Raw genomic sequence first — 19,242 nt, forward strand, 5'->3', positions numbered from 1 at the left:
ATGATAACTCTAATGTCGATAGGCTGTGGCTATGCAGTTCCAGCAGCTCGCCTACTTCGTCGCCGTTGCCGAGCACCGGCACTTCACCCGCGCGGCCGAGGAGATGCGGGTCGCGCAGCCTTCGCTGTCCCAGCAGATCCGGGCGCTGGAGCACGACCTCGGCGCGCCGCTGTTCCACCGGATCCGCGGCAACGTCTCCCTCACCGAGGCCGGCGAAGTGCTGCTGCCGATCGCGCGGCGGATCCTGGCCGAGACCGAAGGCGCCCGGCTCGCGATCCGGGAGCTGGACGAGCTCGACCGCGGCCGCGTCCGGCTGGGCGCGCCGCCCAGCCTGTGCACCGGTCTGCTGCCCGCGATGCTCTCGGCGTTCCGCCGCCGGTACCCGGGTATCCAGCTGGAACTGCAGGAAAGCGGCTCGCGCGACCTCCGCCAGCGGCTGTCCGAAGGCGCGCTCGACCTGGCCCTGCTGGCCGGCGCGCCGGCCGACCCGAACCTGGCGGCGACGCCGTTGCTGCTGGAAGAACTGGTCGTGATCTCCCCGGCGGACGCGCCGGTGCGGCAGGGCAGGCTCGACGTCCGCGAGCTGGCCGACGTCCCGCTGGTGATGTTCCGCCGCGGCTACGACGTGCGGGAGGCGACGGTCAACGCCTGCCGCGCGGCCGGGTTCGAGCCGTCGTTCGCCATCGAGGGCGGCGAGATGGACGCCGTGCTGGAGCTGGTGCGCGCCGGCGTCGGGTCCGCGGTGGTGCCCAGCACCGTGGCGGGCGACCGGTTCCGGCGGACCCGGTTCTCCCCGGATGCGGGCATGACGCGGATCGTGCAGCTGGCCCACCGCAAGGAAGTCGAGCCGACGCGGGCGGTCCGCGCGCTGCGCACCGCGCTCGTCGGCTTCGTGGCCGACCGGGCGAGCCTGCCGCCCGGCATCGAGTCCCTTGTGGACAGAGGCGGCCCCCGACCATCGGGGGGTTGACCGGGGCGTGGTTCCGGAGTGGCATGGACGCCGTGAATCGTCTGCGCTCGGCCGCCGTGCTCGCCGCCCTCGCCGGTTCCCTCCTGGTCCCGGCCACCGCCACCGCCGCGCCCGCACTGGGGTTCGACCTCGACGCGGCCACCATCCCCGAACTGCAGCAGCGGATGGACCACGGCGGCCTCACCGCCGTGCGGCTGACCGCCGCCTACCTCCGCCGCATCGAAACGCTCGACCGGAAGATCCACTCGGTGGTCGCCGTCGACCCGGGTGCGCTGCGCGCGGCCGCCGCCAGCGACGCCCGCCGCCGCGCGGGCCGCACGCTCGGGCAGCTGGACGGGATTCCGGTGCTGCTGAAGGACAACATCGACACGCGCGCGCAACCGGCGACCGCGGGGTCGCGGGCGCTGCCGCGCAGCCGCCCGGCCGCCGACGCGGCGCTGGTGGACCGGCTGCGGCGGGGCGGCGCCGTGATCCTCGGCAAGACGAACCTGTCGGAGTGGGCCAACTTCCGGTCGACGCATTCGACGTCGGGCTGGTCCGGGATCGGCGGGCAGACGAACAACCCGTACGTCCTCGACCGCAACCCGTGCGGCTCGTCGTCGGGCTCCGGCGCCGCCGTCGCGGCCACGCTGGCCCAGGTCGCGATCGGCACCGAGACCGACGGCTCGATCGTCTGCCCGGCCGGCGCCAACGACGTCGTCGGCGAGAAGCCGACGCTCGGGCTGGTGAGCCGGACCGGCGTGGTGCCGATCTCCGCGGAGCAGGACACCGCCGGGCCGATGGCGCGCCACGTCGTCGACGCGGCCGTCACGCTGTCGGTGCTGCAGGGCCGCGACCCGGCCGACCCCGCGACGGCCGCGATCCCCGCGGGCCGGCCGCGGGACTACGCGGCGCTCCTGCGTCCGGACGCCTTGCGCGGCGCGCGAATCGGCGTCTGGCGGCTGGCGGGGTTGGACGCCGACGTCGACCGGGTCACCGGCGACGCCGTGCGGACGCTGACCGCCCACGGCGCCACGGTCGTCGACGTCGATCTGCCGTACCAGGACCGGATCGGGGCCGCGGAGACGCCGGCCCTGCTGACCGAGTTCAAGCGCGACCTGAACGCCTACCTCGAGCACCGGCCGGGGCACCCCGCGACGCTCGACGAGCTGATCGCGTTCAACCGCCGGGACCCGGTGGAGCTGTCGAAGTTCGGGCAGGAGCTGTTCGAGCAGGCCGCGGCCGCGCCGGCCCCGAGCGACCCGACGTACCGGCAACAGCGGGCGACGGCCACTTCGCTGGCGCAGCGGTCGATCGACGAAACCCTGGCCCGGCTGCACCTGGACGCGATCATGGCGCCCACGAACAGCCCGGCGTGGAAGACCGACTACGCGGCGGGCGACGCGTTCGTCCTCGGCTCGTCGACCCCGGCGGCCGTCGCGGGCTACCCGAACGTGTCGGTCCCGGCCGGGTTCGCGGGCCCGCTGCCGATCGGCGTGTCGTTCTTCGCCGGCCGTTGGGCCGACGCCCGGGTGCTCGCGTTCGCCGCGGCGTTCGAGCGGGCCGCCCCGGCGCGCCGGGCTCCCGCCTTCCTGCCCAGCGTTGGTTGAGGGCCGGCCGCGCTCACAGCCGCGGGGCGAGCCACTCGACCACTTGCCGCCAGCTCTCGTGCACCGGGTCGATCACCTGGAAGTGGTCCGTGCCCGGCACTTCCCGGTACTCCCCCTCCGCCACGCGGGAGGCGTACGTCCGGCTGAACACCGGCGGCACCACGTCGTCGGCATCCCCGTGCAACGCCAGCACCGGCACGCCTGCTCGGCCCATTTCGCTCGGCGAGGTCGTCGCGTACCGGTCGGGCAAGTCGGCCGCCCGACCGCCCAGCAGCAGGTTCACCACGCCCTCCCCGACCCCCTCCGCGACCGACGGCCAGAACTCCGGGTACGCCGGTTTCGGCGCCCCCGCCGGCCGCGACGCACCGAGGTCGGCCAGCACCGTGCCGAAGCCCGTCCGGTCGGCCGCCACCAGGTCCAGCACCCCCGCCAGCGAAACCGCCGCCACCGGCACCACCTTCGGGTCCGCGCCGACCGCGCCGGCGGGCAGGGCCGGCCGGTGCGCGGACCACGCCGCGAGGTGGCCGCCCGCCGAGTGGCCGATCACCGCCACCCGCCCGGGGTCGAGGGCCGGGCCCAGGTCCGCGACCGCGTCGACCGCCGTCGCGATGTCCTCGAACGTCGACGGCCAGCCGCCGCCGTCGCCGAGGCGGCGGTAGTCGGCGTTCCACACCGCGTACCCGCGGGCGAGGAGGTCGTCGGCCAGCGGGGTCGCCGTGCGGCGGTCGAACATCGCCGTCCAGTACCCGCCGTGCAGCAGCACGACCACCGGGAACGGCCCTTCGCCCGCGGGCACGTACAGCTCCCCCACCTGCGCCGGGTGCGGGCCGTACGCGACGGTGCGCACCGGACCCGGCGGGTCGTCGTAGCGGACGCCCCGGCGGGAGCTCACCAGCGCGTCGATCGTGGCGAAGAACTCCGCGATCCGCGGGTCGTCGCCGCCCTTGGCCTTCGACTCGTCCCACGCCGTGTCGTCGATCCACTCGACGACGTCCAGCCACGTCTCCGCGTCCAGGCGCACGAGCTTCGCCGAAACGAACCCGCGCCGCCCCTCGCGGAACGCGGCCAGCATCCCGGGCCGCGCGGCGAGCATCGCCGGGGTCCGCTCGGGCCGGACGGTGAAGGTGGTCAGCTCGATGACGGCCATGCCCTGCCCTTCGGTCGGTGCACAGTCACGACTGCGATTTTGGACTACTTGTCACCCGGACGTGCGCCCGCTCGCCCTGCCGCCCGACGAGGCTGAGGAACTCGACCGGCCCGGCGCTCGTCGCCCCGAACCAGTGCGGCGTACGCGTGTCGAACTCCGCCGCCTCCCCCGGCCCGAGTACCAGGTCGTGCTCGCCGAGCACCAGGCGGAGCGTCCCGTTCAGCACGTAGACCCAGTCGTGGCCCTCGTGCGTGCGCGGCTCGGGTTCGCGCTCCCCGGCCGGCAGCACGAACTTGTACGCCTGGATCCCGCCCGGCCGCCGGGTCAGCGGGATGATCGTCGAGCCGTCGCCGCACGCCAAAGGCCGCAACGTGACGCGCGGGTCGCCCGTCGGCGGCGCGTCGACCAGCTCGTCCAGCGTCACGCCGTACGCCCGCGCGAGCGGCAGGAGCTGCTCCAGCGTGGGCCGGCGCAGTCCGGCCTCGAGCCGGGACAGCGTGCTGGCCGAAACACCCGTCTGCTCGGCCAGGGCGGTGAGCGTGGTTTCCCGCTGCTGGCGCAGGCGCTTGAGCCGCGGCCCGACGGCGTCGAGGGCCCGGTCGATCGAGTCGTCCATGCCCGCCATTTTGCCGATCGGCAAGATACTTTGCCAGACCGTCGACGACACCGGCACCGTGGTCGGCGTGAACGACTTCGACCGGCCCTACTGGGACCAGCACTGGCGGCACGCCCGCCACCACGGCACCGCACCGAACCCGCACCTCGTCCGGGAGGCCGCCGGCCTCACCCCGGGCACCGCACTGGACGCCGGCTGCGGCCGGGGCGCCGAAGCCGGCTGGCTCGCCGCCCGCGGTTGGGCCGTGACGGCGGTGGACATCTCCGCCGAAGCCCTCGCCCACGCGGCCGCGAACACCGTGGCCTGGGTCCGGGCGGACCTGACGACCTGGACGCCCAGTACGCGGTTCGACCTGGTCACCACCCACTACGCCCACCCGGCGATGCCGCAGCTCGCCTTCTACGAGCGCATCGCGGGCTGGGTCGCGCCCGGTGGCACGCTGCTCGTCGTCGGCCACGCGCGAGGACACCACGTCGCCGAAGCGTCGGCCACGGCGGCGGACATCACCGCGCTCCTCGACGGGTGGGAGATCGTCACGGCCGGCGACCACGGCCACGACGTCGTCGTGCGGGCCAGGAGGACGGCATGAGCACCGTCGTCGACGACCCGCGCCGGCGCCGCGCGATCCTGCTCGGGGTCTGCCTCGCCCTGATGGCGGTGGTCGCGTCCGTCTCCGGGCTGAACGTCGCCCAGCCGCAGCTCGCGGTCGAGCTCGGCGCGTCGCAGACCGTGGTCCTCTGGATCGTCAACGGCTACGCCGTCACCCTGGTCGCGCTGCTCCTGCCGCTCGGCGCGGCCGGCGACCGGCTCGGCCGCAGACCCGTGCTCCTCACCGGGTTGGCGCTCTTCGGGATCGCCAACCTCGTGGCGGCCCTGGCACCGTCCGCCGGAACCCTGCTGGCGGCCCGGTTCCTGGCCGGGGCGAGCGCGGCGATGATCATGCCGGTCACGCTCGCGGTCATCACCTCGACCTTCCCGGCCGCGGAGCGGTCCCGCGCGATCGGCGTCTGGACCGGCGTCGCCGGCGGGGGCGGGATCCTCGGCATGTTCCTGTCGGCGGTCCTCGTCGACCTGGCCACCTGGCGGTGGCTGTTCGCGCTGCCGATCGCGCTGGCCGCGGCGGCCGCCGTCGTGACCCTGCGGTCGGTGCCGGACTCCCGCTCGGAAGACCGGCGCCGGTTCGACGCCGTCGGCGCGGGACTGTCGTCGGTCGCCGTCGTGGGGCTGGTCTTCGTCCTCCACGAAGGCCCGGACCGCGGGTGGACCGCGCCGGCGACCCTGCTGAGCCTCGCCGCCGGGGTCCTCGGCGTCGCCGGGTTCGCCGCGTGGGAACTGCGCCACCCGGCACCGCTGCTCGACGTCCGGCTCTTCCGGGGCCGCGGTCTGGCCGGCGGGTCCGGGACCCTGCTGGCGGTCTTCGGCGTGCAGGCGGGGATCTTCGTGGTCCTCTTCCCGTACCTGCAGGCGGTGCTCGGCTGGTCCGGCTTCCGCGCCACGTGCGCGCTGATGCCGACGGCGCTGCTGATGATGGCCGCGTCCGGCCTCGCCCCGAAGGTTGCCGCCCGGATCGGCGGCCGCCCGACCATGGCGGCCGGGCTCGTCGTGAGCGTGACGGGCCTGGGACTGATGGCCGCGTTCGTGTCCGTCGACGGCGGCTACGTCTCGATCCTGCCCGGGATGCTGCTCATGGGACTGGGCATGGGCCTGACGATGACCCCGGCGACCGAGGCCATCACCGGCTCGCTGCCCCGCGGACAGCAGGGGGTGGCGTCCGCGCTCAACGACGTCACGCGGGAGCTGGGCACGGCACTCGGGGTCGCGTTGCTGGGCACGATCCTGACCGCCGGCTACCGCGGCGGCGTCGAGTCCCGGCTGAGCGGAGCGGCGGCCGAGGTCGCGGGCCGGGGCGTCGCGACCGCCGTCGCGGCCGGTCCGGCGGTGGCCGACGCCGCCCGGGAGTCCTTTGTGGACGGCTGGCGGCAGTCGATGTGGGTCGGCGCGGGCGTTCTCGCGCTGATCCTCCTGCTCGTCAGCTGGCCCTTATCGATTCAGAAATCCTCTGCTAGCCTGCCTCGCGGGACGGCTCCGGCCGGCACCCTGGGGACCGACTCCGAGGAGATGGAATGACGGCAATCGCCCGTGTCCGTGGCCGTGAGGTGCTCGACAGCCGGGGCAACCCGACCGTCGAGGTCGACGTCGTGCTGGAGGACGGCTCGGTGGGCCGCGCCGCGGTTCCCTCGGGCGCCTCGACCGGCACGCGGGAGGCCGTCGAGCTGCGTGACGGCGACAAGGCGCGCTACCACGGCAAGGGCGTCCGCAAGGCCGTCACCGCGGTCAACACCGAGCTGGCCGAGGCGGTCGTCGGGCTGAGCGCCGAAGCCCAGTCCGAGGTCGACGCCGCGCTGATCGCCGCGGACGGGACGCCGAACAAGGCCCGCGTCGGCGCGAACGCGACGCTCGGGATCTCGCTGGCCGTCGCGAAGGCCGCCGCGGCGGCGAACACGCTGCCGCTGTACCGGTACGTCGGCGGGGTCTTCGCCCACCAGCTGCCGATGCCGATGATGAACATCGTCAACGGCGGCGCGCACGCCGACAACCCGATCGACTTCCAGGAGTTCATGATCGGCCCGGTCGGCGCGGAGACCTTCGCCGAAGCCGTGCGGATGGGCTCGGAGGTCTTCCACACGCTGCGCGCGTCGCTGAAGAAGGCCGGGCACGGCACCAACGTCGGCGACGAAGGCGGCTTCGCGCCCAACCTCGCCTCGGCCGACGAAGCGCTGGAGTTCGTCGTCCGCGCGATCGAGGAGAGCGGCTACACCCCCGGCGAGGACATCGCGCTGCTGCTCGACCCGGCCGCGTCGGAGTTCTACGACAACGGCGTCTACGACTACCGCGGCGAGGGCATCAAGCGCAGCGTCGAGGAGCACGTCGCCTACCTCGACGAGCTGACCAGGCGGTTCCCGATCGTCTCGATCGAGGACGGCCTCGCCCAGGACGACTTCGCCGGCTGGAAGCAGCTGACCGACCGGATCGGCGACCGGGTGCAGCTCGTCGGCGACGACGTCTTCTGCACCAACGTCAAGCTGCTGCAGGACGGGATCGACCGCGGGATCGGGAACTCGATCCTGATCAAGGTCAACCAGATCGGCACGCTGACCGAAACGCTGCTCACCGTCGACACCGCGCACAAGGCCGGCTACTCCGCGGTGATGTCGCACCGCTCCGGCGAAACCGAGGACACCACGATCGCCGACCTCGCCGTCGCCACCGGCTGCGGCCAGATCAAGACGGGTTCGCTGTCCCGGTCCGACCGCACGGCCAAGTACAACCAGCTCATCCGCATCGAGGAGGAGCTGGGCGCCGAGGCGCGCTACGCCGGCCGGGCGACCCTGCGCGGCGCCCGCTGATCGGCGAACCGGGCCGATCTGTAGTCACATAGGACGGGTGAGCTCTTTTCACTCTTTCGTGGACAAGGTGGACGACCGGCTCGGCGACGGGCTCGAGCACGTCCTGTGCGCCCACCACCGGCGGCGGCTGCGCCGGCTCGGGTGGCGGGACGTGCTCGAACCGGGTGGCGCGGAGGACCGCCTCGGCGGGCGGGCCGCGGTCCGCGACGGCAACCGCGTCGAGGTGCTGATCGACGGCGAGGAGACGCTGCCGTCGGTCGAGGCCGCGATCCGGCGGGCGAAGTCCCACGTGCACATCGCGAACTGGCACGCGAGCGCGGACTTCCGGCTGACGCGGGAGCCCGGCTCCCTCAGCCTGCGGGAGCTGCTCGCCGAGACCGCCGACCGCGGCGTCGAGGTGCGGGTGCTGCTGTGGGCCGGGCCGCCGTTCCCCGCGTTCCAGCCGTCGCGGAAACTGGCCCGCGGCGAGCAGCGGAAGTTCACCGACGGCACCGCCGTGCGCTGCGTGCTGGACGCCCGGGAACGGACCATGCACTGCCACCACGAGAAGGTCGTGGTGGTCGACGACGAGGTCGCGTTCGTCGGCGGTGTGGACTTCACCGCGCTGGAGGGCGACCGCCACGACAGCCCGGACCACCCGCCGCGGCCGATCGGCTGGCACGACCTCGCGTCCCGGCTCGAAGGGCCGGTCGTCGCCGACGTCGCGGACCACTTCCGGCGCCGCTGGACGGAGGTCGCGGGCGAGGACCTGCCGGCGCCGAAGGTGCCGGGGCCGGCCGGCGAAAGCCGGGTCCAGCTGCTGCGCACGATCCCGAACTCGACCTACGGCTTCGCGCCGAAGGGCGAGTTCACGCTCCTCGACGGCTACCTGCGCGCGCTGCGATCCGCGCGGCGGCTGGTCTACCTCGAGAACCAGTTCCTGTGGTCGCCCGAGATCGCCGAGGTGCTGCTCGACAAGCTGCGGAACCCGCCGGACGACCGCTTCCGCGTGGTCCTGCTGCTGCCGCGCAAGCCGAGCAACGGCTCCGACACCACCCGCGGCCAGCTGGGCCGGCTCCTCGACGCCGACGACGGGAACCGCCGGCTGCTCGCGACCACGATCAGCGCGCACGACGGGGAATCCGCCGCGCCGGTCTACGTCCACGCGAAGCTGGGCATCGTCGACGACGAGTGGCTGACCGTCGGGTCCGCGAACCTCAACGAGCACTCGCTGTTCAACGACACCGAGGTCAACATCGCGACCGACGACCCCGGCGTCGTCCGGGCGACGCGGCTGCGCCTGTGGGCCGAGCACCTCGGCCGGGACGTGGCGGAAGTGGACGGCGACCCCGCGGACGTCGTCGACCACCTCTGGCGGCCGCTCGCGCAGGAGCAGGCGGAGCGGGAACGGCGGGGCGAGCACCGCACGCACCGGCTGGTGCTGCTCCCCGGCGTCTCGCGGCGGGCCGGCCGGCTGCAGGGACCACTGCGTGGACTCCTCGTCGACGGCTGAAGCGAAGATCGCCCGCCCGCTCTAGATTGGGCGGCATGACTTCCACCGCCGACAAGGCCACCCGGCTGCAGGAGCTGCACGCCGCGCCCGAGCTGCTGCTCGTCGTCAACGTCTGGGACGCCATCACCGCCAAGGTGGTCGCCGAGACGCCCGGCACGCAGGCCCTCGCGACCCCGAGCCACGGCATCGCCGCCTCGCGCGGCTACCCGGACGGCGAGAAGATCCCGCGCGACGAGATGATCGCCGAGGTCGCGCTGATCGTGCGGACGGCGGGCGACCTGCCGGTCACCGCCGACCTCGAAGCCGGCTACGGCGACCCCGGCGGCACCATCGCCCGGGCCATCGACGTCGGCGCGGTCGGCGCCAACCTCGAAGACCAGATGAAGCCGCTGGGCGAAGCCGTGAAGGCGGTCGAAGCCGCCGTGGCGGCCGCGCAGAAGGCGGGCGTCGACTTCGTGCTCAACGCCCGCACGGACGCGTTCCTCAAGACCGACCCCGAAACCGCGCTGGAAGAGGCGATCACCCGCGGCCGCGCGTACCTCGACGCGGGCGCGTCCAACTTCTTCGTGCCCGGCAAGCTCGACGAGGACCAGGTCGCGCGGCTCGTCGGGGAACTGGGCGAGCGCAAGGTCAACCTCATCGGCATTCCCGGCTCGATCCCGCTGAAGCGCGCGCAGGAGCTCGGCGTCTCGCGCGTGTCCTACGGGCCGTGGAGCCAGAACGTGGCGCTGACCGCGCTGGCCAAGCTCGCCGAAGACGTCTACGCCGGCGGCGGCCTGCCCGCCGACACCCGCAAGCTCAACTGAGCTAGCGGATCCGCAGCTTCCGCATGAGCTTGAGCCCGGACAGCATGCTTTCGACGTACCTGTCGTAGCCCTGTCCGGGCCGCGGGCCCATCACCTGCTTCTTCAGCACGGCCAGGTTCTGGCCGTCGGTGTACTTGAGCAGGCCCTGGTCGCCGTGGCGGGCGCCGACCCCGGAGCTCTTGACGCCGCCGGACGGCGTCCCCTTGGCGGCGAAGGCCGTCGCGAGGATGTCGTTGATGTTGACGTTGCCGGATTCCAGGCGGGCGGCCACGGCCCGCGCGGCGCCGACGTCCCGGCTCCAGACCGAGGCGTTGAGGCCGTAGTCGGTGTCGTTGGCCAGCTCGACGGCTTCGTCGACCGTGCGGTACTTGTGCAGCGCGATCACGGGCCCGAAGGTTTCCGTGACGCCGCAGAGCATGTCCTTCGTGACGCCTTCGAGGATCGTCGGCTCGAAGAACGCCGGGCCGAGGTCGGGGCGCGGCTTGCCGCCGCACAGCACGGTCGCGCCCTTCGCGACGGCGTCGTCGACGTGCTCCTTGACCCGGCGCAGGTGGTCGGGCGAGACGAGCGAACCCATGTCGGGCCCGAAGTCGTAGGCCGCGCGGACGTCCAAGGCGGTCGTGGCCTTCACGAAGGCGTCCTTGAACTCGTCGTAGCGGGACTCCGGCAGGTAGATCCGCTCGATGTGCATGCAGATCTGCCCGGTGTTGCCGAACGCGCCGAAGATCGCGCCCCGCACGGCTTCGGCGATGTCGGCGTCGTCGAGGACGATCATCGGGTTCTTGCCGCCGAGCTCCAGGCAGCAGCCGATGAGGTTGCGGCCGGCCCGTTCGCCGATCACCCGGCCGGTGGCCGTGGAGCCGGTGAACATCACGTAGTCGGCCTGGTCGATCAGCGTCGGGCCGACGTCCGGGCCTTCGCCGCAGACGACCTGGAACAACCCCTCGGGCAGGCCGGCTTCCTCCAGCATCCGGATGCCGTACAGCGGCGAGAGCGCGGTCTTGTTGTCCGGCTTCAGGACGACCGCGTTGCCGGCCATCAGCGCCGGGATCGCGTCGGAAATGCCGGTGGCGAACGGGAAGTTCCACGGCGCGATGATCCCGACGACGCCCTTGGGCTGCCGGACCTCGGTCGAGCTCGTCAGCAGCGGCACCGGGCCGCCGCGCTTGACCGGCGCCAGCAGCTTGGCCGCCCGGCGCAGGTAGTGGCTCATCACCATCGCGGGGTCGCAGGTCTCTTCGATCGCCATCCGGCGGTTCTTGCCGCTCTCGACCTGGATGAGGTCGGCGACGTCCCGCGCGTGGTCGACGAACAGCGCGTGCGCCCGCTTGAACACCGCCAGCCGCTGCTTGAGCGGGGTGGCGGCCCACTTCCGCTGTGCCGCGCGGGCGGTGGCGAAGGCCTGCTCGATGTCGGCCGGCGTCGACTGCGGCAGGTCGACGAGCGCCTCGCCGGTGTAGACCTCGGTGAGCTGCCAGGTTTCGCCTGCCGAGCCGGGCACCCTGGCGACCAGTTGCTTCAGGAAGTCGTCGGTCACCGACGCCGGGCGGGTGAGCTGCAGCGGAGTCACGGTCACGATGCGCTCCCGAGGACGAGCCGCGCGCCCATCTCACCGATCATGATGGCGGGCGCGTTGGTGTTGCCGCCGGTGATGGACGGCATGATCGAGGCGTCGCAGACCCGCAGGCCCTCGACGCCGCGCACCTTCAGGTCGGGACCGACGACCGCGAGCTCGTCGACGCCCATCCGGCAGGTGCCGACGCCGTGGTAGACCGACGTCGCGCGGTTGAGGATCGCGTCCCGCAGTTCCTGGCCGCGCAGGTCCTTGCCCGGGTGGATCTCTTCCTTCACCGCGCCCTTGAACGCCTTCGACGCGAAGATCTCGCGGACCATTTCCGAGCCTTCGGCGAGCACTTCGAGGTCGGCCGGGTCGGAGAGGTACTGGAAGTCGATCAGCGGCGCGGCTGTCGGATCGGCCGAGGCGAGCCGCAGTGTTCCGCGGCTCTTCGGGTAGATGAGCGTCGACAGCACCGTGAGCGCCGGGCGCTTGTCGACGTCGTGGCGGATCGGTGCGTCCTGGTTGGGCGAGACGTACGCCCACGGCAGGAGGTGCAGCTGGAGGTCGGGGACGGCGCCGGCCTGTGACGTCCTGAGGAACGCGACGGCCTCGAAGACCGAGTTGGCCAGGAACGTGCTGCCGGGCTTCAGCAGCTCGCGGGCGAGGCCGCGGGCGAAGTACGGCGCCGAGCCCTTGTTCTTGCTGGAGGACACGTGGAACGTCAGCGCGTGGAACATGTGGTCGTGCATGTTGTCGCCGACGGGCAGGTCGGCGAGGACGTCGATGCCGTGCTCCCTGAGGTGCTCGGCGTGGCCGATCCCGGACAGCATGAGCAGCTGCGCGGAGCCGGCGAACCCGGCGGAGAGGATGACCTCCTTGCCGGCGCGGACGACCCGGCTCCCCCGGCCGTCGGCGACCTCGACGCCGACCGCGCGGCCGTTGTCGAAGAGGACCTTCTTGACGAGCACCCCGGACTGCAGCTGCAGCGTCGGCGGGGCGAGGTGGTGGATGTAGCCGCGGGAGGCGCTGTAGCGCAGGCCGTCGGCAGCGTTCTGCTGCATCCGGCTGACGCCTTCCTGCGATTCGGCGTTGTAGTCGTCGAGGATCTTGCAGCCGAGCGCGTCGGCGGTGGCGTCGACGAACTGCAGCGAGCCCTCCTGGGGGTTCTTGGCGCGGGTGACCCGGATGGGGCCGCCGGCGCCGCGGAACGCGTTCTCGCCGTCTTCGAAGTCCTCCATCCGCTTGTAGGCGGCGTTGACGCTGTCGGCGTCCCAGCCGGTGTTGCCCTCGGCGGCCCAGGAGTCGAAGTTGGCGCGGTTGCCGCGGACGTAGACCATGCCGTTGATGGAGCTGGAGCCGCCGACGACCTTGCCGCGCGGCACCGGCATCCGGCGATCGAGAACGTGTTTCTGCGGGATGCCGTAGAAGCCCCAGTCGAAGGGCTTCTTGAGCTGCGGCACGGCGTGCATCGGGCCGACCAGTCCGGGCTTCTTGATCAGCAGCCGCTCGTCGGTCTTCCCGGCTTCGAGCACGATCACGCTGGCCCCGGACTGGGCCAAGCGGCCCGCGATCGCCGCCCCCGAGCTTCCCGACCCGACGACGACGTAGTCGGCTTCGTCGCCGCGCGGCGCCCTGTTCGCCATGTCCGCTCCTCGGTCCCGCCCGCCACAAACTATAACCTGTTCTAGTTTGCTCACGGTATAGCGTCGCCGCCTCGGAGCGCAACGGGTACTCCTAGGACCCCTCCATGGCCTTCTTGATCTCCGCGACCAGCTTGCGGACCCGGCCGGTGTCCAGGCTGCCGTAGCAGAACGTGTTCATGTCGACCCGGTCGCCGCCGCTCGCGGGGTTCTCGACGACATCGGTGGACGCGCCTTCGACGGTGAAGGTCAGCCGTCCGGGGCGCGAGAACCCGGGTTCGGAGTTGCTGATGTTCTTGATCTTCGTGACGCTGAAGGTGTGCTTGCGGTCGTTGCCGAACAGACCGTCCTTGACCGCCGCGCTGATCGTGACTTCCGTGCCGCTGAACCGGATGGACCGCCGTCTGGCGCGCATGCTTCCTCCCCGCGGAAACCGGAGGAAAACTGTAAGCAGTCACCCCATCGAGCGACAAGCGGCCGGGTGTGACACCAGGTCACGATCCGCCACTATGCTCAGGCCGGGCGTCCATCCGGCGGCGTCCGGACGAGGGGGGCCGATGTCCGAGCAGCACCCGCTGAACCCACCGCAGTGGATGGTCGTGGCACCAGGGCCGCCCAAGCCACAGGGGCGCAACACGTTCGCGGTCGTGTCGCTGGTCATGGGGATCCTCGGCATCTGCGGGTTTTCGCTGGTGCTCGGGTTGATCTTCGGCATCGTCGCGCTGGTGCAGATCAGCCGCACCGACCAGCGTGGCCGCGGGATGGCGATCGCCGGGATCGTGCTGAGCCTGCTGTGGGTGGGCGGGCTGACGATCGGGGTGATCGCGGTGGTCAAGCGCGCGGAGCTGCTGGGCTCGACACCGACGCTCGTGGCGTTGAAGCCGGGCGAGTGTTACACGACCCCACCGGCGTACAGCCTGGACGCGACCAAGGTGCCGTGCACCGCGGCGCACGACGGGGAAGCGTTCGCGACGGTGCCGTTGAAGGGGTATTTGGAGGGCGAGTACCCGGGCGAGGACACGTTGGAGGCGCAGGCCAAGGCAGGGTGCGAGGCCAAGCGGGCGGCGGTGTTCGGGCCGGGGTACGCGCCACCGGTCGAGGCATCGGTGGGGGTGTTCTACCCGGACAGCAAGGCGTGGGCGGCGGGTACGAGGGCCGCGGTGTGCACCTGGCAGGCCACTTCGGAGCAGCAGTTCACGGGACCGCTGCGCCACTGACCGCGGGTGGCTTCCGGCGGCAAGCCAGTTACCGCAGGGTGCTCACCGACCGCCTGCCGGCGTCCTCGCCGACCGCGGCTGGAAGTGGTCAGGAGGCCGGCGAGCGGTGCCGGGCGACGTAGTCGTTGACGAGCCCGGCAGCCGTCTGCGCCCCGTCGACGGTCACGACGAACGCGCTTCCGGAACGCAGGCGCAGCACCAGGCCGTCACCGGCCCGGACCACGACCGCGGACCGGCCGGGACGCCGCCGCCAGCCCCAGCCGCCGTAGGCCAGCGGCACGATCCGATCGGCGCGCGCTTCGGCGATCTCGTCGTACGTCAGCGAACGGCGCGGCCACCCGAGCACCCCGATCCGCACGCGGACGCCGGACGGCCCGACGAGCACCCGCACCGACGAGAACACCAGCGCCACCAGCGAAACCAGCAGCCCGGCGAGCCACACGTGCGTACTCCCCAGCGCCGCGGCGAGGGCGGTCACGAGCGGCGCGATGGCGATCAGAGCGAGGTTGTGCGCGGTTCCCGACCAGACCGCTTGTTCGCTCGCCCCGAGACCGGCCGACGGCGCCGGACCCGTCGCCGCCGCCTCGGCCGGTTTCGCGGGTGCCAGGACCCAGCCAGCCGCGACGCCGGCCAAGCCCACCGCGACGATGCCGAGCGCCAGGGCCCAGCCGACGTGCCGGGCCCGCTCCCACGACGGCGCGTCGAGGTTGGCCCACAACCCCACCGAATGCGCGGTCAGGAGGACGCCGCCGAGGCCGTAGACCCCGCTCGCCGCCGACGCGGTCCGCGCCACGGCCGTCCACGCCACGCACCAGAACACCGCCGCGCCCGTGGTGACGAGCCACCACGGCGCATGGCCGTTGGGCACGCCACCCCACGCCCAGTGCACGGCGATCGGGTCGGGCAGCCGCGGCGCGAGGACGAGCGCCGGCACGACGATGGCGAGCAGCACCACGGCCGGAATCCCGTACCGCAGAACGGCGGACTTCATCGGGCCTCCCTGATCATGGCGACCAACTCCTCCCGCTCGATGCCGAGCCGTCGCGCCTCGTCGAGCAGCGCGCGGATCCGGTGGTGCAGCTCCGCCCGCTCCGGTCCCGCGGCCAGCACGGTCACCCCGCGCCCGCGCCGCATGGCGACCAGGCCTTCGTCCGCGAGCTGGGCGTAGGCGCGCAGCACGGTGTGCATGTTGACGCCGAGGGAGGCGCCCAGCTCCCGAGCGGCGGGCAGCCGCTCACCGACGGCGACCTCCCCCGCCGCGAGCGCACGCCGCAACCCCGCGGCGATCTTCTCGTGCAGCGGCGCGGTGTCCCGGTCGTCCAGTCGCAACAGCATTGTTCTACAGATACTAGAACAAGCCTGCACTCATCGCCAGGGTGGGTGGCCGGGCACCAGCGTCCAGGCCGCCCGTCGGCCGAGTCGGCCGCGGGGTTCCCGAGTCCGCGCACGAGCGCTCGCGCGGTGATTAACCTCCACCACGAAGAATCGGCAAACTTCGCTCAATTTGTCACATCCCGGATTTTCGGAACGATAGAAGTGTGACCCGATCGACGCCACCGAGGATGTGTTCATGACCGACCCGGAAAATGCGAAGAAGCCGACATCCGGCGGATTCGTCAAACGGTGGGCGGCCGCGCTGGTGCCGTCGACCACGGCTGCGACATTTCTGGGCGTCGTCTCCGCACTCGACCAGCTCTTCCAGCACCCGGCCACCGGAAGTTACCTGACCCTGTGGCTGGCTTCCGCCGCAACTCTCCTGCTCGCGCTCGGTTTCTCGGTCGTGCGGGCGGTGCGCCGGAAACGTCAAGGCAGGCCGATCCGCGTCAAGCACGTCGTTTTGTTCACTTTCGTGGTCGCGATCTCGCTCGGAGCCGGATTCGCGGGCGGAAGGTTCTTCTTCCCGCCGGCCGCCGACGCAAGCGACAGAACGGTGCCGCCGGCGCCCACGGCCGCGCCGACCTCGCCGATTTCCCTCACTTCCCCGCCGTCCTCGACGTCGGCTCCGACGACTCTGCCGTCCCCGCCCACGACGCTGCCGGGCCCGACCTTCGAACCGCCGACCACGAGGACGTCGAAGCCGGCTCCGCCCGCGCCGCCCGGCCGCGCGCACATCGCGGTCAGCGGCGACCACCCCGGCGGGTGCAACACGGAGTACGAGCTGTCCGGTGGCACGGACGGCGACCCGGCCACCGCGGGAAGCACACTCTGGCTGGTCACCCTGCTGCTGGCCGACGACGCGAACGGGAACAAGGACCACTTCTACGCCAAGGCACCGGTCGGCGACTCCTTCGCCGTCCGCATCGCGGCCAACACCGAGCCCGGCGCACGGAACAGCCGGTTCCTGCTGGTGGCCGCCGACGCCACCGCGGATGCCGAGCTGCGCGCCAACTACGAATCCGACCGGTACCACACAAACACCTACTCGGACGCCCAACGCGAAACACTGCCGCCGGGCAGCCGGGTCGTCGCGGAGACGCCGACGATCGGGCAGCGCTGCTGACCGCTACTCCGCTACCGGGTCCGGCTCCGCCCCGAGCACGTCGTCGGTCAGGCCGGCCGCGAGGGCGCGCAACGCCGCGTCCAGGTACACCACCAAGTCCGCGTCCGCGCGAGCCGACCAGCGGTCGTACGCCGCCCGGCAGGCCGCCAGGACCGCGCGCCCCACCACCAGCGGGTACAGCGATTCCTCCGGTTGACCCGAGCGGCGGGCGACGAACGCGCTGATCGCCCGCTCCCACGCGTCGTAGTGGACCGCCGCGCTCGCGGCCAGCTCCGGGACCGTGCTCAGCAGCGTCATCCGGCGGCGCAGCTCCGGGACGTCGGCCGCGCTGTAGTGGTTGGCCGCGAGGACCGCCCGGCGCACCGCTTCCAGCACCGGCAGGTCCGCCGGCGTCTCGGCGAGCAGTGACCGGATCGTCTCGACCTCGGTGTCGAACTCGTTCCAGAGGACGTCGGCCTTCGCGTCGTAGTAGCGGAAGAACGTGCGCCTGCTGACGCCGGCCGCCGCGGCGATCTGGTCGACGGTCGTCTCGTGGAAGCCCTGTTCGCCGAACAACCGCAGCGCGGCGACCTCGAGTTCGCGGGCACTCGTGCCCGGTGGACGGCCGCGGCGGTTCGCGGGGCGGGCGAGCACGTCATCGGTCATTCGGGTGCCGTTCCCTCGGGAGCCTTGATTATCGACACGCGGTGACATTACTCTCCCTGCCATTCGTCACTGAGTGCCGAAAATCATCTCTGCCGAAGGAGCCAGGATGAGCGAGAACCAGACCACGCCCGAAGCCGACGAACCCCTCACCGAGGAACTGCTGGTCGAAGAGGTCTCCATCGACGGCATGTGCGGTGTCTACTGAGGACGCGCCGGCGGGTTTCGACCTCGACGCCGCATGGCGCCTGGACGACCGGGTGTCGATCCGGCCCGAGCGGTTCGGCGCCCTGCTGTACCACTTCGGCACCCGCCGGCTTTCCTTCCTGAAGAGCCCGACGCTCCTGGCCGTCGTCCGCGGCCTCGCCGCGCAGCCGGACGCCAGGGCCGCGTGCACCGATGCCGGCGTCGGCCCCGGCGAGCTGCCGCGGTACCGCGCGGCACTGGCCGCCCTCGCCGACTCGCGCATGATCCAGCCGAGGAGTGCCTGATGTCCCTTGTGGACGAATTCCAGTACGGGCTCGACGCCCCCATCTGCCTCACCTGGGAACTGACCTACGCCTGCAACCTTTCCTGCGTGCACTGCCTTTCCTCCTCCGGGCGGCGGGACCCGCGCGAACTGTCCACGGCGGAGTGCAAGGCGCTGATCGACGAGTTCGAGCGCATGCAGGTCTTCTACGTCAACATCGGCGGCGGCGAACCGACCGTCCGCCCGGACTTCTGGGAACTCGTCGACTACGCCACCGAGCACCACGTCGGCGTCAAGTTCTCCACCAACGGCGTCAAGATCACCCCGGAGGTGGCGCGCCGGCTGGCCGGCAGCGACTACGTCGACGTCCAGATCTCCCTGGACGGCGCCACCGCCGAGGTCAACGACCACGTCCGCGGCCCCGGCTCCTACGCCACCGCGATCCGCGCCATGGAACACCTTTCCGCCGCCGGCTTCGAGAACTTCAAGATCTCCGTGGTGATGACCCGCCACAACGTCGGCCAGCTCGACGCGTTCAAGGCCATCGCCGACCGCTACCGCGCCCAGTTGCGGATCACCCGGCTGCGCCCGTCCGGCCGCGGCGCCGACACCTGGGACGAGCTGCACCCGACCGCCGCCCAGCAGCGGGAACTGTACGACTGGCTGGTGGCCCACGGCGAGAACGTCCTCACCGGCGACTCGTTCTTCCATCTCGCCGGCTACGGCGACGGCGGCCTGCCCGGGCTCAACCTCTGCGGCGCCGGACGCGTCGTGTGCCTGGTCGACCCGGTCGGCGACGTCTACGCCTGCCCGTTCGCCATCCACGACACCTTCCTGGCCGGCAACGTCCGCGGTGACGGCGGCTTCACGTCGGTCTGGCGCGAATCGGAGCTGTTCACGTCGCTGCGTTCGCCCCAGAGCGGTGGCGCCTGCACGTCGTGCTCGGCGTTCGACGCCTGCCGCGGCGGGTGCATGGCCGCCAAGTTCTTCACCGGGCTGCCGTTGGACGGCCCCGACCCGGAGTGCGTGCGCGGCCACGGCGAACTCGCTCTCGCCGGCGTCACGAGCGTTCCTAAGCCCTCGCTGGACCACTCGCACCGGCGGGGCCCGGTCCCGGTCACCATCGGGCTGCGCCGTCCGCCGGAACGCGCGTGCGACGAGAACCCGCTCGCCGGCTTCAGGCGCTGAC

At 72.2% G+C, this 19,242-nt stretch carries 20 protein-coding genes; 12 read left to right on the forward strand and 8 right to left on the reverse strand.

Annotation, left to right across the window (positions count from 1 at the left end; genetic code table 11):
• The first annotated feature begins 31 nt into the window (after window positions 1-31).
• On the forward strand, window positions 32-970 hold the full coding sequence (locus AB0J40_RS20150) for a LysR substrate-binding domain-containing protein (protein ID WP_364455063.1): 939 nt from the start codon (window positions 32-34) through the stop codon (window positions 968-970).
• 23 nt (window positions 971-993) lie between these two features.
• Complete coding sequence (locus AB0J40_RS20155) at window positions 994-2,559, forward strand: amidase (protein ID WP_364455066.1); 1,566 nt, start codon at window positions 994-996, stop codon at window positions 2,557-2,559.
• Between the two features lie 13 nt (window positions 2,560-2,572).
• Here AB0J40_RS20155 and AB0J40_RS20160 read toward each other — a convergent pair whose 3' ends face one another.
• Both AB0J40_RS20160 and AB0J40_RS20165 read right to left on the reverse strand, forming a co-directional pair.
• Window positions 2,573-3,706 carry an alpha/beta hydrolase gene (locus AB0J40_RS20160; RefSeq protein ID WP_364455068.1) on the reverse strand — a complete coding sequence of 378 codons (1,134 nt, stop codon included), beginning with the start codon at window positions 3,704-3,706 and terminating at the stop codon, window positions 2,573-2,575.
• 25 nt (window positions 3,707-3,731) lie between these two features.
• Window positions 3,732-4,322, reverse strand: a complete 591-nt coding sequence (locus tag AB0J40_RS20165; protein ID WP_364455070.1) for an XRE family transcriptional regulator — start codon at window positions 4,320-4,322, stop codon at window positions 3,732-3,734.
• Between AB0J40_RS20165 and AB0J40_RS20170 the strand changes: the two genes are divergently transcribed.
• The 5 genes from AB0J40_RS20170 to AB0J40_RS20190 are packed head-to-tail and all read left to right on the forward strand — an operon-like array spanning window position 4,321 to window position 10,027.
• Complete coding sequence (locus tag AB0J40_RS20170) at window positions 4,321-4,911, forward strand: class I SAM-dependent methyltransferase (protein ID WP_364455072.1); 591 nt, start codon at window positions 4,321-4,323, stop codon at window positions 4,909-4,911. The two genes, AB0J40_RS20165 and AB0J40_RS20170, sit on opposite strands and share 2 nt — an antisense overlap.
• Window positions 4,908-6,449: an MFS transporter gene (locus tag AB0J40_RS20175; RefSeq protein ID WP_364455075.1), complete on the forward strand. Its 1,542-nt coding sequence runs from the start codon at window positions 4,908-4,910 to the stop codon at window positions 6,447-6,449. Before AB0J40_RS20170 ends, AB0J40_RS20175 begins: the two co-directional genes overlap by 4 nt.
• Window positions 6,446-7,729, forward strand: coding sequence for a phosphopyruvate hydratase (gene eno / locus AB0J40_RS20180; RefSeq protein WP_364455077.1), 1,284 nt, complete (start codon window positions 6,446-6,448; stop codon window positions 7,727-7,729). Before AB0J40_RS20175 ends, eno begins: the two co-directional genes overlap by 4 nt.
• A 37-nt stretch (window positions 7,730-7,766) precedes the next feature.
• Window positions 7,767-9,221 (forward strand): phospholipase D family protein, encoded by a 1,455-nt coding sequence (locus AB0J40_RS20185; RefSeq protein WP_364455080.1) that lies wholly within the window; start codon window positions 7,767-7,769, stop codon window positions 9,219-9,221.
• A gap of 35 nt (window positions 9,222-9,256) precedes the next feature.
• A complete protein-coding gene (locus AB0J40_RS20190; protein WP_364455083.1) occupies window positions 9,257-10,027 on the forward strand; it encodes an isocitrate lyase/phosphoenolpyruvate mutase family protein in 771 nt (256 codons plus the stop codon).
• Between the two features lies 1 nt (window position 10,028).
• On the opposite strand, the gene AB0J40_RS20195 is transcribed toward AB0J40_RS20190, so the two are convergent.
• The 3 genes from AB0J40_RS20195 to AB0J40_RS20205 all read right to left on the reverse strand — a co-directional run bounded on the left by AB0J40_RS20195 (window position 10,029) and on the right by AB0J40_RS20205 (window position 13,640).
• Window positions 10,029-11,603 carry a succinic semialdehyde dehydrogenase gene (locus AB0J40_RS20195; protein ID WP_364455085.1) on the reverse strand — a complete coding sequence of 525 codons (1,575 nt, stop codon included), beginning with the start codon at window positions 11,601-11,603 and terminating at the stop codon, window positions 10,029-10,031.
• A complete protein-coding gene (locus AB0J40_RS20200) occupies window positions 11,600-13,228 on the reverse strand; it encodes a GMC family oxidoreductase N-terminal domain-containing protein (RefSeq protein ID WP_364455087.1) in 1,629 nt (542 codons plus the stop codon). The genes AB0J40_RS20195 and AB0J40_RS20200 overlap by 4 nt, the downstream gene beginning before the upstream one ends.
• 91 nt (window positions 13,229-13,319) lie before the next feature.
• Entirely contained in the window at window positions 13,320-13,640 is a 321-nt protein-coding gene (locus tag AB0J40_RS20205; protein ID WP_364455090.1) for a hypothetical protein, read from the reverse strand.
• A 142-nt stretch (window positions 13,641-13,782) separates the two neighbouring features.
• On the opposite strand from AB0J40_RS20205, the gene AB0J40_RS20210 reads away from it, so the two are divergent.
• Window positions 13,783-14,442: a DUF4190 domain-containing protein gene (locus AB0J40_RS20210; protein WP_364455093.1), complete on the forward strand. Its 660-nt coding sequence runs from the start codon at window positions 13,783-13,785 to the stop codon at window positions 14,440-14,442.
• A gap of 88 nt (window positions 14,443-14,530) precedes the next feature.
• Here the strand turns inward: AB0J40_RS20210 and AB0J40_RS20215 are convergent, their stop codons facing one another.
• Window positions 14,531-15,433, reverse strand: coding sequence for a DUF1648 domain-containing protein (locus tag AB0J40_RS20215; protein ID WP_364455096.1), 903 nt, complete (start codon window positions 15,431-15,433; stop codon window positions 14,531-14,533).
• Window positions 15,430-15,777: a GntR family transcriptional regulator gene (locus AB0J40_RS20220; protein WP_364455098.1), complete on the reverse strand. Its 348-nt coding sequence runs from the start codon at window positions 15,775-15,777 to the stop codon at window positions 15,430-15,432. The genes AB0J40_RS20215 and AB0J40_RS20220 overlap by 4 nt, the downstream gene beginning before the upstream one ends.
• A 235-nt stretch (window positions 15,778-16,012) precedes the next feature.
• Between AB0J40_RS20220 and AB0J40_RS20225 the strand changes: the two genes are divergently transcribed.
• On the forward strand, window positions 16,013-16,942 hold the full coding sequence (locus AB0J40_RS20225) for a hypothetical protein (protein WP_364455101.1): 930 nt from the start codon (window positions 16,013-16,015) through the stop codon (window positions 16,940-16,942).
• A 3-nt stretch (window positions 16,943-16,945) separates the two neighbouring features.
• Here AB0J40_RS20225 and mftR read toward each other — a convergent pair whose 3' ends face one another.
• On the reverse strand, window positions 16,946-17,587 hold the full coding sequence (gene mftR / locus AB0J40_RS20230) for a mycofactocin system transcriptional regulator (protein WP_364455104.1): 642 nt from the start codon (window positions 17,585-17,587) through the stop codon (window positions 16,946-16,948).
• Between the two features lie 106 nt (window positions 17,588-17,693).
• Here mftR and mftA point away from each other — a divergent pair, with 106 nt between their 5' ends.
• From mftA to mftC, 3 genes are read left to right on the forward strand one after another with little or no spacing between them, the layout of a single operon-like run.
• On the forward strand, window positions 17,694-17,792 hold the full coding sequence (gene mftA, locus AB0J40_RS20235) for a mycofactocin precursor MftA (RefSeq protein ID WP_364455107.1): 99 nt from the start codon (window positions 17,694-17,696) through the stop codon (window positions 17,790-17,792).
• Complete coding sequence (gene mftB / locus AB0J40_RS20240) at window positions 17,782-18,075, forward strand: mycofactocin biosynthesis chaperone MftB (protein WP_364455109.1); 294 nt, start codon at window positions 17,782-17,784, stop codon at window positions 18,073-18,075. Before mftA ends, mftB begins: the two co-directional genes overlap by 11 nt.
• Entirely contained in the window at window positions 18,075-19,241 is a 1,167-nt protein-coding gene (gene mftC / locus AB0J40_RS20245) for a mycofactocin radical SAM maturase (RefSeq protein ID WP_364455112.1), read from the forward strand. The genes mftB and mftC overlap by 1 nt, the downstream gene beginning before the upstream one ends.
• Window position 19,242 lies beyond the last annotated feature (1 nt).

It is taken from the genome of Amycolatopsis sp. NPDC049691 (genome assembly GCF_040675005.1).
Classification (GTDB): Bacteria; Actinomycetota; Actinomycetes; order Mycobacteriales; family Pseudonocardiaceae; genus Amycolatopsis.